This is a genomic window from Geobacillus zalihae NBRC 101842, assembly GCF_001544135.1.
Classification (GTDB): Bacteria; Bacillota; Bacilli; order Bacillales; family Anoxybacillaceae; genus Geobacillus; species Geobacillus zalihae.
Genome location: NZ_BCPV01000014.1, coordinates 1 through 12,325 on the forward strand (window position 1 = coordinate 1; position 12,325 = coordinate 12,325).

Annotated in this window: 10 protein-coding genes; all 10 read right to left on the reverse strand. The window is 54.0% G+C overall.

What is annotated here, in order from left to right; genetic code table 11:
- Window positions 1–1,150, reverse strand: a 1,150-nt coding sequence (yfmF, locus tag GZ1_RS06275) for an EF-P 5-aminopentanol modification-associated protein YfmF (protein ID WP_060788133.1), incomplete at its 3' end; no start/stop codon positions are given.
- Between the two features lie 153 nt (window positions 1,151–1,303).
- Entirely contained in the window at window positions 1,304–2,263 is a 960-nt protein-coding gene (locus tag GZ1_RS06280) for an ABC transporter permease (protein WP_060788134.1), read from the reverse strand.
- Window positions 2,264–3,310 (reverse strand): ABC transporter permease, encoded by a 1,047-nt coding sequence (locus tag GZ1_RS06285; protein ID WP_044741264.1) that lies wholly within the window; start codon window positions 3,308–3,310, stop codon window positions 2,264–2,266.
- Window positions 3,310–4,836, reverse strand: coding sequence for an ABC transporter ATP-binding protein (gene nupO, locus GZ1_RS06290; protein WP_060788135.1), 1,527 nt, complete (start codon window positions 4,834–4,836; stop codon window positions 3,310–3,312). The genes GZ1_RS06285 and nupO overlap by 1 nt, the downstream gene beginning before the upstream one ends.
- A 525-nt stretch (window positions 4,837–5,361) precedes the next feature.
- A complete protein-coding gene (locus GZ1_RS06295) occupies window positions 5,362–6,450 on the reverse strand; it encodes a BMP family lipoprotein (protein WP_015374441.1) in 1,089 nt (362 codons plus the stop codon).
- Between the two features lie 84 nt (window positions 6,451–6,534).
- Complete coding sequence (locus tag GZ1_RS06300; protein WP_011230782.1) at window positions 6,535–7,266, reverse strand: GntR family transcriptional regulator; 732 nt, start codon at window positions 7,264–7,266, stop codon at window positions 6,535–6,537.
- A gap of 209 nt (window positions 7,267–7,475) precedes the next feature.
- The gene (locus tag GZ1_RS06305; protein WP_015374440.1) at window positions 7,476–9,806 is read right to left on the reverse strand and encodes an FtsK/SpoIIIE family DNA translocase; all 2,331 of its coding nucleotides are present in this window, start codon (window positions 9,804–9,806) and stop codon (window positions 7,476–7,478) included.
- Between the two features lie 108 nt (window positions 9,807–9,914).
- Complete coding sequence (locus GZ1_RS06310) at window positions 9,915–10,139, reverse strand: YlzJ-like family protein (protein WP_013145716.1); 225 nt, start codon at window positions 10,137–10,139, stop codon at window positions 9,915–9,917.
- Window positions 10,136–10,876 carry a ClpP family protease gene (locus tag GZ1_RS06315; RefSeq protein WP_015374439.1) on the reverse strand — a complete coding sequence of 247 codons (741 nt, stop codon included), beginning with the start codon at window positions 10,874–10,876 and terminating at the stop codon, window positions 10,136–10,138. The genes GZ1_RS06310 and GZ1_RS06315 overlap by 4 nt, the downstream gene beginning before the upstream one ends.
- A gap of 117 nt (window positions 10,877–10,993) precedes the next feature.
- Window positions 10,994–12,325 (reverse strand): ribonuclease J (locus GZ1_RS06320; protein ID WP_060788136.1); only part of this gene is annotated, 1,332 nt, incomplete at its 5' end.

The window sequence follows — 12,325 nt, forward strand, 5'->3', positions numbered from 1 at the left end:
GCGTTGAGACGACGTTATGGTACAACACCTCCACAAGCCCGCGCGGCGTATCGAGCGTCTCAAGCAGCTGGTTGCGGATGACCGCTTTCGTCTGCGCCATTTCTTCATCTGTGAAATCGCCGTTTTTCATCGCCTGCATTTGCTCATCGATGATGCGGCGCGCCTTCTCATAGTTGGCCGGTTCAATGCCGGACATGACCATCAAAAGCCCTTTATGGCTCTCAAGCCTTGAGGCGGCATAATAGGCAAGGCTTGCCTTCTCGCGGACGTTGATGAACAGCTTCGAATGGGAAAAACCGCCAAAAATGCCGTTAAACATTTGCAAGGCGTAATAATCGTCATCTTCATACGTCACATTTGTCCGATAGCCGATGTTGAGCTTTCCTTGCTTCACGTCTTGCCGCTCGATGACTTCGCGAACTTCCCCTTGCGGCTTGACAGAAACCGACGATGCGCGCTCCCGCTTTGGACGATCCGGCAGAGAAAAACGCTGCTTCACCGCATTGAGCACCGCCTCTTCAGCCACGTCGCCAATGACATATAGATCCAGCTCATCCTCGGCCAGCGCTCGTTCATAATAGCGATACAGCCCTTCCGCCGTGATGCCGTCCACGTCTTCAAGCTCGCCGTTTGGAGAGAGGGCGTACGGTTCGCCTTTGCACATTTCTTCTACAAGGCGCATGTTCGCATAGCGCATTTTGTCATCATACACCGCCTGAATGCGTTGACGGAGCGCCCGCTTTTCCTGCTCAACAATGTCAGTGACAAACCGGCCGCCATCAAGCGCCGGGCGGAACAGAAGATCGGCCAAGAACTGAAACGCTTTCGCAAGAAGCGGCGTTTGCTCCGGCAAAAATCGTTCATTGGCGACATCGATGCGAATCGTCATGATATGATGTTCGCCTTTTTTCGTTAAATCGACGTTCAGCGTCGCCCCATACAGTTCATCCAAATAGGTGCGCAGCGCCTTAACGCTCGGATAGTCGGCCGTGCCGCTTTGCAAGACGTATGGCAAAAGCGCGCGCAGCGTGACCGTCTCTTTAGCAAGAGGGGCCTTCATTTTCCAAACGATCGTGTTCGTTTTGTACTTATCGGTCGAAATCGTATGGACGCGAACCGGTCCGACCGCTGTGACTTTTTCGTCGACCAATCCAACTCCTCCTTACTTTTTCTCTTTGCAGATATGCACTATCTTTCATTTATTGTAAAGCGTCTTATCAACAATATACCTTTTGCCAATGGAAAAATGCAAATCATTCCATTCAGCAAAAACGGCCGTCCGTTTTTCGGACAGCCGCTTTCATCACCGTTTTCCTTTGATGTATGGCGTGCCAGCCGCTTTCGGCGCCTCAGCGCGGCCGATGAAGCCCGCCAGCGCCAAAATCGTGAGTGCATACGGGGCGATGAGCAAGTAAACGGTCGGGACGTTTTTCAAGAACGGAATCGTTTGCCCGACGATGCTTAAGCTTTGCGCCAACCCGAAAAAGAGCGCCGCTCCCATCGCGCCGATCGGATGCCACTTGCCGAAAATCATCGCCGCAAGCGCCATAAATCCGTGCCCGGAAATCGTCGCATGGCTGAAATCGCGGGAAATGATCGTCGCGTATACCGCACCGCCCAAGCCGCCGAGCGCGCCGCTGATCATGACGGCGATGTAGCGCATTTTGGCGACATGAATCCCCATCGTATCCGCCGCCATCGGATGTTCGCCGACGGCGCGCAGCCGCAAGCCAAACGGCGTTTTATAAATCACATACCAAGAGACAAACGCCAACAAAATGGCGATGTACGACGTCACATACGCATTGGAGAACAACAGCGGGCCGATGACCGGGATGTCGCTCAACACCGGCACATCGATTTTGTCAAACCCGACTTGAATTTGGTCGGTCTGGCCTTTGCCGTACATTTTTTTGACTAAAAACAGCGACAGGCCAAGCGCCAAAAAGTTGATCGCCACCCCGCTGACGACTTGGTCGGCGCGAAAGGTGACCGACGCGACAGCGTGCAGCAGGGAAAATACAGCGCCGACCACCATGGCAGCCAATAAGGCAAGCCACGGCGTCCATTCGCCAAACCGATCGGCAAACGTCAAATTAAAGACGATGCCGACAAACGCGCCGATGGTCATCAATCCTTCAAGCCCGATGTTGACGACGCCGGACCGTTCGCTGAACACGCCGCCAAGCGCCGTGAAAATGAGGGGAGCCGCAAAGAAAATCGCTGTCGGGATAATCGTCTGCAACACGTCATACACGCTCACTTACTCCGCCCCCTTTTGCCAGCGAGATAACAGCCAGCGAATCATATAGCTCGATGCCACAAAGAAAATAATGAGCGCGATAATAATGTCAACGAGTTCGGTCGGCACGCCGGCGCTTGACGGCATTTCCAACGCCCCGACTTTTAAGGCGCCAAACAACAAGGCGGAGAGCAAAATGCCAAACGCGTTGTTGCCTCCGATCAAGGCAACCGCGATGCCATCAAATCCAAGGCCGGTAAAGCCGGCTTTCGTCGAGATGTTTCCAAATGTGCCAAGCCCCTCCATCGCCCCGGCGACGCCGGCAAAAGCGCCGGAGATGACCATCGCTAAAATGATGTTGGCGCGCACGTTCATGCCGGCATACTGGGAGGCATGCTGGTTGAACCCGACCGCCCGCAGCTCAAACCCTTTCGTCGTCCGCTCAAGCAAAAACCACATGACAAATGCCGCGGCGACAGCGATGAAAATGCCGTAATGCATGGTGGAATGATACGTAATGGCATCAAAAAAGTCGGAGTGAAGCGATGCGCTTTCTTTCACCGGCTTTGATTTAAATCCCTCATCGGACAAAACGGAACGGATGATGGCGTTCGTTACATGCAAAGCAATATAGTTCATCATGATCGTAATAATGACTTCATGCACTTTTAAATACGCCTTTAGCACGCCCGGGATCAGCCCCCAAAGCGCTCCGGCGAGGGCGGCCGCCAAAATGGCGAGCGGCAAATGGATGATTTTCGGCAAGTCGAACGACACGCCGACCCAGACGGCCGCCAGCCAGCCGACGATCAGCTGCCCTTCGACCCCGATGTTAAACAAGCCGGTGCGAAAAGCAAACGCCACCGCCAACCCGGTTAAAATGTACGGCGTCGTCTGGCGGATCGTTTCGCCGATATAGTACGTATCGCCAAACGCCCCGTACACGAGAGCGTAAAACCCAGCGATCGGGTTGTAGCCGCTCACGAGCATGACGATGGATCCGGCAGCCATGCCGAGCAAGACGGCCAATACAGGAATCAACAATTGCTGGAGACGGTTTGACTTCATCACGACACACCTGCTTCCTTCCGTTTGCTTCCGGCCATCAGCAGCCCGAGCTCTTGTTCCGTCGTCTCTTTCGGATCGACGATGGCGACAATTTTCCCCTCATAAATAACGGCGATCCGGTCGCTGACGTTCATGACTTCATCGAGCTCAAATGAGACGAGCAGCACCGCTTTGCCGCGGTCGCGCTGTTCGATGAGCCGCTTATGGATAAACTCGATCGCGCCGACGTCAAGCCCCCTTGTCGGCTGGGCGGCGATCAACAAATCCGGGTCGCGGTCAACTTCGCGGCCGATGATCGCTTTTTGCTGGTTTCCGCCCGATAGCGCCCGCGCCTTCGTATATTCATCCGGCGTGCGCACGTCAAATTCGCGGATGAGCTGGCGCGCTTTTTCGTAAATGGCTTGAAAATTCAACAGACCCCGTTTCGAGTACGGCGGCTGATAGTACGTTTGCAGCACCATGTTTTCGCCGATCGGAAAGTCAAGGACAAGCCCGTGCTTATGCCGATCTTGCGGAATATGGCCGACGCCGGCTTCGATGATTTTGCGCGGCGGCAAATTCGTAATGTCTCGGCCGTTGAGGCGGATTGTCCCTGATTCAGCTTTGATCAACCCGGTTATGGCTTCAATGAGCTCGGTCTGGCCGTTGCCGTCAACTCCAGCAATGCCGACGATCTCGCCGGCGTGCACCGTCAAGTTCAAACCGTTGACCGCTTTGATCCCGCGCGCGTCCTTGACGACTAAGTCTTTAATTTCCAACACCGGTTTTCCCGGCTCAGCCGGTTTCTTAGCGGTCGTAAACTGCACCTCGCGGCCGACCATGAGCGCCGCCAGTTCGTTCGGATTCGTCTCCGCCACATTGAGCGTCGCAATTCCTTTGCCGCGGCGGATGACGGTGACGCGGTCGCACACTTCCATAATTTCTTTAAGTTTGTGTGTAATTAAAATGATGGATTTTCCTTCGCGGACGAGCGTGCGCATAATTTGGATGAGCTCGCGGATTTCCTGCGGCGTCAACACCGCTGTCGGTTCGTCAAAAATCAAAATATCGGCGCCGCGGTAAAGCGTCTTTAAAATTTCCACGCGCTGCTGCATGCCGACGGAAATGTCGGCAATTTTCGCTGTCGGATCGACCGCGAGTCCATATCGTTCCGACAGCTCGCGCACCTCCTGTTCGGCCCGCTTCATATCGATCGTTCCCGCCCGCGTCGGTTCGCTGCCTAAAATGATGTTTTCCGTCACCGTGAACGTATCGACGAGCATAAAGTGCTGATGCACCATGCCGATGCCAAGATCGTTGGCGACGTTCGGGTCGGTAATGCGCACCGGCTTTCCTTTGACGCGGATTTCGCCGCCGTCCGGCTGGTATAAACCGAACAGCACGTTCATGAGCGTCGATTTGCCGGCCCCGTTTTCGCCAAGCAGAGCGTGTATCTCCCCCTTTTTCACTTGCAGCGTAATGTTGTCATTGGCGACAAACGAGCCAAACACTTTGCGGATATTGAGCATTTCAATCACGTATTCCAAGCGATTCACTCCTTACTGCAGCGGGGTCAAAATCACAAAATGAGAGGCGGCAGCAAAACAGCCGCCCTTCATCCTATTTCGCGCAGGAGACTCCCACTTCAACGACCAAAGGGAGTAAGTGGGAGAGGAATGCGCGTTCCCCCTTTCTTTTGTGTATGATCGAATAAAGACGTGGAGAAAACTGTTCAATAAAGGCACTCCAATCACGGCTGCTCGATGTATGGAGTTGGTTGCAGGAAACGTTGCAACCGTCAAACATCGAGCGCAGGTCTGTCTGTTGTGTGTGGAAGCCAAGTACTGCCAACAGACACACCGAGAGAATCGGCAACGATGCAGGCATGACCTGCGTCGTTGGGCAGCGGTCAACCTGCCCCCTGATGCAACCCCAAGTCAAGGAAGGAGGACGAAGTCCGTTTGCACTTCTGGGGAGTTGCAAGCCCCCACTTCAAGCGTTCGCGAAGTGGGGGTAGTTGACGATTTTGAAGAAGGCTAGCGGCTCGCGCTAGCCTTCTTCGCCGTTGTTCGTCACTTGATCGTCGCAGCGAATTGCTCGTACTCTTTCCGGTTTGTCGGAACTTTCACTTCGCCTTTGATGATTTTTTGCTTCCATTCGTCAACAGTTTTTAACACGTTCTCCGGAATGTTGTCTTGCGTCGGGGCAATGCCAACCCCATTTTCCGGCAACCCGTACTCAATCGTTTTGCCGCCCGGGAAGTCGCCCTCTTTCGCCCGTTTCGCCGTGTCATAGACAGCGACGTCGACGCGCTTCACCATCGAAGTGAGCGTTACGTTGTACGTTTTGCCGCCGACTTTCACTTCTCCCTCCGGCGCTTGGTCTTTGTCAACACCGATGACCCAAATTTCGCGGTTCGGATCTTTCTTCTTCAAATCTTTCGCTTCCGAGAAGACGCCGCTCCCAGTCGCTCCAGCTGCATGGTAGATGATGTCGATGCCAGACGCGTACATGCTCGAGGCGATCGCTTTCCCTTTATCCGCTTGGTCGAACGCCCCGGCGTATTGCACTTCCACAGTCGCCTTCGGATTGACCGCTTTCACGCCGGCGCGGAATCCGCTTTCGAATTTTTCGATCAACGGAATCTCCATCCCACCGACAAAGCCGATTTTATTCGTTTTCGTCATTAGCCCGGCGACAACACCGACAAGGAACGAGCCTTCATGCTCCTTGAACGTGATGCTGGCGACATTTGGCTCGTCAACAACCGTGTCGACGATGGCGAAATGTTTTTTCGGGTTTTGCTTCGCGACTTCTTTCACCGCGTCGCCCATCAAATACCCGATGCCGAAAATCAAGTCAAAGTCGCTGCGCACAAGCTTGTTTAAGTTCGTGGCATAGTCAGCGTCGCTCGATGACTGCAAGTAGTCGTAGCCGCCGCGGCCTTTTTCAAGCCCGTTGTCTTTGCCGAACTTTTGCAGCCCTTCCCAAGCCGACTGGTTGAACGATTTGTCGTCAATGCCGCCGACGTCGGTGACCATGGCGACGCTGAACGTGTCTTTTCCGCCCCCGGCATTATTTCCCCCTTGACCGCCACAAGCGGCAAGCAGCGTGCTGGCGGCGAACAAAGTGGACAAAAGCAATCCCATTCGCTTTTTCATCCATCACTACCCCCTGCTTTGAAAATTGGTTCCTTTATTTAGTATGAAACTTCCGGCTTCTTTCTATGTACCCTTTTCACCCCCTTAAAAGCTGAACCGCTTCCGCATGACATGGAAGCTGAACTTGTCGGAGCGGAAGTAGTTGACGGAATAAAAAATCGGCTCATCGTTTTTATCGAAATGCATTTGCTTGAGCACAAGCAGCGCCGTTTCCGGGTCGCATTGCAAAATCGGCGACACTTTTTCATGATAGCCGAGCGGCACGATGCGCGCGACCGCATAGGCGATGTCGCGATGCGTTTGGTTGTGCAAGTTTTCAAACAACGACTCTTGCTCATAAGAGATCCCTTTGGGCAAATATTTGCATAAAATTTTATCCAAGCAATAAACGACCGGCTCTCCATCAGCGGTGCGCACCCGCTCGATGAGCAGCAAATTCTCGTCCGGCCGGCATTGGAAACGGCGCATATCGTCTTCCGTCGGCTGTTGGATGGAGGAAGACAAAAAAATCGTTCCTGGCTTGCGCCCCGCTTGACGAATCATATCCGTGACGCTTGAGAGCTGCTCGATGCCGGACGTAAACAGCGGACGGGCGTTGACAAACGTTCCGACGCCGTGGCGGCGGATGATAATGTTTTCTTCTTCAAGCACCCTGAGCGCTTCCCTCAATGTCGCCCGGCTGACGCCAAGCTGTTTGGCGAGTTCAAACTCGGACGGCAGTTTTTGCTTTTCTTTGTACACTCCCGTTTCAATATCGCGCTTGATGCGATCAATCACTTGCAAGTAAAGGTGGCGGCTGTCTGATTTGATTGACATGACAACGTCCTCCGTGTTACGCATTTCCGTTGAGATCAGACCTCTGACATTAGACATATAACCTTTTTGAGATTACTATATCATTTTTTACTGGGCAAATAAATAGGTGATATCAAATTTTGTCGAAGAAAAAGAAATAGGATTGGCAACGCTTCCAATAAGATGTATGATTGAGCGGGCAGGCTTTTTTCGCCCGCCCTTTTTCCCATTTATGATGTCTTTTTTAAATCTTCCTTCGACCAAAGAACGGCGCGCGGCTTGCTTCCTTCATACGGGCCGACGACGCCGCGCTCCTCCATGGCATCAATGAGCCGAGCGGCGCGATTGTAACCGATGCGGAAGCGGCGTTGCAGCATCGAGACGGAGGCGCTTTGCATTTCAACGACAAGACGGACCGCCTCATCGTACAACTCGTCTTCAAGGGCTGAGGAAGAGGGTTCGCTGTCTTCGACGAACATCTCCTCATAATATTGCGCCTGCTGCTGTCCGATGACAAACCGAACGACGTCTTCCACCTCTTGGTCGGAGACAAACGCCCCTTGGACGCGCACTGGTTTTGAGGCCCCCATCGGCAAAAACAGCATATCGCCGCGGCCGAGCAGTTTTTCCGCCCCGCCCATATCCAAAATGGTGCGCGAGTCGATTTGCGATGATACACTGAAGGCGATGCGCGACGGAATGTTCGCTTTGATGACGCCGGTGATGACGTCCACCGACGGGCGCTGGGTGGCGATGATCAAATGGATGCCAGCGGCGCGCGCCATTTGCGCCAAACGGGTGATCGCCTCTTCCACATCCGAGGAAGCCACCATCATCAAGTCGGCCAATTCGTCGATGATCACGACGATGTATGGCAAAAGCGGCTGCTGTTCCGACGCCGTTTCGTTATGGTGGCGGATATGCTCGTTATATCCTTCAATGTTGCGCGTGCCGGTATGCGAGAACAGCTCGTAGCGCCGCTCCATTTCTTGGACGACTTTTTTCAGCGCCTGGGCCGCTTTTTTCGCGTCGGTGACGACCGGTGTCAACAAATGAGGAACACCGTTGTACACACTTAACTCCACCATTTTCGGATCGATCATCATCAGCTTCACCTCATGCGGCTTCGTGCGCATGAGCAGGCTGACGATAATGCCGTTGATGCAGACGCTTTTGCCGCTGCCGGTCGCGCCGGCGATCAACAAATGCGGCATTTTGTTTAGTTCCGCAGCGACGACTTCACCGGAGATGTCGCGCCCAAGCGGAATCAAAAGCTTCGCCTTGTCCCGTGTATGCTCAATGGCTTCCAGCACTTCGCGCAGCGAAACAGTGGCGATCTCTTCATTTGGCACTTCGATGCCGATCGCAGACTTGCCGGGGATCGGTGCTTCAATGCGGATGTCTTTCGCCGCCAAAGCGAGCGCCAAATCGTCGCTTAAGCTGACAATTTTGCTCACTTTCACCCCGACGTCCGGATACACTTCATATTTCGTCACCGCCGGACCGAGGTGCACTTGCGTCACTTTCGCCTTGACGCCGAAGCTTTGGAACGTTTTCTCCAGTTTTCGCGCGTTGGCGTAAATGTTCGCATGATCGGCCGATTGCCCGGCCGGCTTCGGCAGGCGAAGCAAATCAAGCGGCGGCAGGTCGTAATTGGTGTTTTCATGCTCGGAAAACGCAAGCGGCGGCGCCGGTTTGTCCTCCTCCCCCCCACTGTCGCCTTCCACCAGTGGATTCTTCTCTTCTTCCGGCTCAGCGGCCGACCGGACTGCGGCAAAATCGGAAATGATCGGCGGCGGGGAAAGCAATTCCTCATCCGGCTCGACGCTGCTTGCTTCAGCCGGCTCGTCTTCCCGCTTTGCGGCCGCCCGCCGCGAGCGTCGGCTTCGGCCGCCGCTTTCCTTGCGCTTCCTCCCCGCCCGCCATTGCTTGATATCTTCGACAAACGCCAACCATTCTTTTCGCACAAACGCTGCGGCAAAAGCAACCCATTTGCCGGCCGTCTCGCGCAGCGATTTCCCGGTCAGCACGACAAAGCCGACGATGAACAGAAGGAAACAAATCCATTTCGTCCCGGGCGAATCGAACAGCTGGTAGCTGGCGGCAAATAACAGGGCGCCGACCATTCCGCCCCCTAAATCCACATCGGCCGCCTTGCCGCTTGCTTCGTTCCAAAACAGCCCCCACGTCGTCCGAATGATGCTCGGATCAAGCTCGCCGCGCCGCGACATGAGTTCAAACAGCTTGTCATGGCTCAAAAGCAGAAGCGCCGCGGCGATGGACGAAGCGCCGACAAACGGGCGGCCCGTCCATGACGGCCACTCCCGCCGCCACATGACGATGAGCGATAATAGGAAAAGTCCGCCTACTAATAGCATGTACCATTCGCCGAAAAAAAAGCGACCCACAAGCACGAGCGTCTCCCCGACAAGCCCGAGGCGGGCCATCGCAACGACAGCGACCGCGAGCAAGCCAAGTCCGATCAATTCAAAGCGGATGGTTTCCGTCCATGGCTGTGTTTTTGACGGTTTCCCTTTTCTTCTTCGCTTTCGTTTCGCCATGATCGTTCACTCCAGCATGAATGAATTGGCAAGCCGGAAAAAAGCAGCCAACAATGGCTGCTTTTTTCCGTTTGTTTACTATTATATCATGAACGGCTGAACAATTCATTACGATGTTGCCAGAGAAGCCGGAAATCGCGCCCCAGGCGCATATTTGGCGTTTAAAAAATGGAACGGATTCGTGCTTAAGTTTTGTACGATTTCATATTCTCCCGTTTCGACAGATTGGACGAGAAACGGAATGCCATCGTAATACACCATTTTCCGCTTCTCATAAACAGCGGCATCGACCGGAAAAATCAAATGTTCGGGCATGATCGTATACAAAATCATTGGATCATCTTCCCTTCCCCGTTTTTCCTCATCGCGATCAGCTCGCGCAGCTTCGCCATCGCTTGGGACACGCCCCCGACTTCATCGATGAGCCCGTACCGAACGGCGTCAGGCCCAACGACGTTCGTGCCGATGTCGCGCGTCAAATTGCCTTTGGAAAACATGAGCTCTTTAAACTTTTCCTCGCTGATCTTCGAATGTTTCGTCACGAAGCGGACGACGCGCTCCTGCATTTTATCCAAGTACTCAAACGTCTGCGGCACGCCGATGACAAGCCCCGTCAAACGGATCGGATGAATCGTCATCGTCGCCGTCTCGGTGATGAACGAATAGTTGCACGACACAGCGATCGGCACGCCGATCGAATGGCCGCCGCCAAGCACAACGGAAACAGTCGGTTTCGAGAGCGAGGCGAGCATTTCGGCAATGGCGAGCCCTGCTTCCACATCGCCGCCGACCGTATTTAAAATGACGAGTAGCCCTTCAATTTTCGGGTTTTGCTCGATGGCCACAATCTGTGGAATGACGTGCTCGTATTTCGTCGCCTTATTTTGCGGAGGCAGCTGAATATGCCCTTCAATCTGTCCGACGATCGTCAAACAATGAATGTTCGTATCGGGATCCATTTGCGGGACGTTCGTCTGCCCAAGCTGGGTGATGGCCGCAGTCGCTTCCTCGGCCTTTGTTTCCGGCTGTTCGCCCTCGGTTTCCGCTTGAAAATAACGTTCCTTCTCCATCCATTTCGTCTCCTTTCTTGTCGATCATACGCTTAGTATGGCCGAAAGAAAAAAGAAAAATGCCGGCAACGACTGACCGTTTCCGGCATTTTCCAGTTGACTTTGAGCATGATTGCATTATACTTCCATAATAATAGGCAAAATCATGGGTCTGCGCTTCGTTTTTTCAAATAAAAACTGGCTTAACGCTTCACGGATGTTCGCTTTCAACGACGACCATTCGAGCATGTATGATTCCAGGCAATGTTTGATGATCTCCGCCACCATTTGTTCGGCCTCTTCGAGCAGCGTCTCCGACTCACGCATGTAGACGAATCCGCGCGAGATGATTTCCGGCCCCGCGGCGATCGTTTTCGCTTCTTTATTCAGCGTGACGACGGCGATCAAAATGCCGTCCTGGGACAATAAGCGGCGGTCACGCAACACAATGTTGCCGACATCGCCAATGCCGAGGCCATCAATTAAAATGTTGCCGTACGGCACTTTGCCGCCGGGGCGGGCGGCACCGCCGCGGAACTCGATCACTTCGCCTTTGTCGATTAAAAACGTCCGCTCCTCCGAGATGCCGACCGCCTTCGCCAACCGGGCGTGCGCTTTTTGCATCCGATATTCCCCATGCACCGGAATAAAGTATTTTGGCTTCATTAAATTGAGCATCAACTTTAATTCTTCTTGGCAACCGTGCCCAGATACGTGCACTTGCCGGTCGCGGTAAATCACGTTGGCGCCGGCCCGATACAAGGCGTCGATCGTTTTCGCGAACCCAAGCTCATAGCCCGGCATGACGGATGCGGCGACGATGACGGTATCCCCTTCTTTGATGTTCACTTGTTTGTTCGCTTGACGCGCCATGCGCCAAAGCGCGCTCATCGGCTCGCCATGCCCGCCGGTTGTCAAAATGACGAGCTCGCGGTCATGGTAGCGATCGATATCGTGCGCAGAAATCGTCACCTTGTCTGGAACGTGCAAATAGCCAAGGCGCACGGCGATGTCCATTACTTTATGCAGCGTTTTGCCGATGACTGCCACTTTACGCCCGGATTGGCGGGCGGCGTACAGCACTTGCTGGATGCGGGTGATGTTGGAAGCGTAGCAGGCAACAAACACGCGTCCTTTCGCATGGCCGATCACGTCAGCGATCTCATAGGCGACTACCGTATCGGAGCCGCTGTAGCCGGGGCGTTCGGCGTTTGTGCTGTCCGACAAAAGACACAGCACCCCTTCTTCGCCGATTTGCGCCATTTTCCCTAAGTCGGTGCGGTTGTTGCCGTACGGGGTTTGGTCAAATTTAAAATCGCTCGTGTACACGATCGCACCTTGCGATGTATGCAGACTGATGCCGATCGAATCGGGGATGCTGTGGATCGTGCGGAAAAACGTCACTTTCGCCTTGTCAAACACGAGCTCCGCATCCGGATGAACTTCATTGAGCTTTGCGCCCGACACCCC

Bases quoted from the DNA above. Each gene is read 5' to 3' on its own strand.
- GZ1_RS06285 (WP_044741264.1), bottom strand. From the start codon at position 3,310: ATGAAGTCAAACCGTCTCCAGCAATTGTTGATTCCTGTATTGGCCGTC.
- GZ1_RS06295 (WP_015374441.1), bottom strand. From the start codon at position 6,450: ATGAAAAAGCGAATGGGATTGCTTTTGTCCACTTTGTTCGCCGCCAGC.
- GZ1_RS06300 (WP_011230782.1), bottom strand. From the start codon at position 7,266: ATGTCAATCAAATCAGACAGCCGCCACCTTTACTTGCAAGTGATTGAT.
- GZ1_RS06305 (WP_015374440.1), bottom strand. From the start codon at position 9,806: ATGGCGAAACGAAAGCGAAGAAGAAAAGGGAAACCGTCAAAAACACAG.
- GZ1_RS06310 (WP_013145716.1), bottom strand. From the start codon at position 10,139: ATGATTTTGTATACGATCATGCCCGAACATTTGATTTTTCCGGTCGAT.
- GZ1_RS06315 (WP_015374439.1), bottom strand. From the start codon at position 10,876: ATGGAGAAGGAACGTTATTTTCAAGCGGAAACCGAGGGCGAACAGCCG.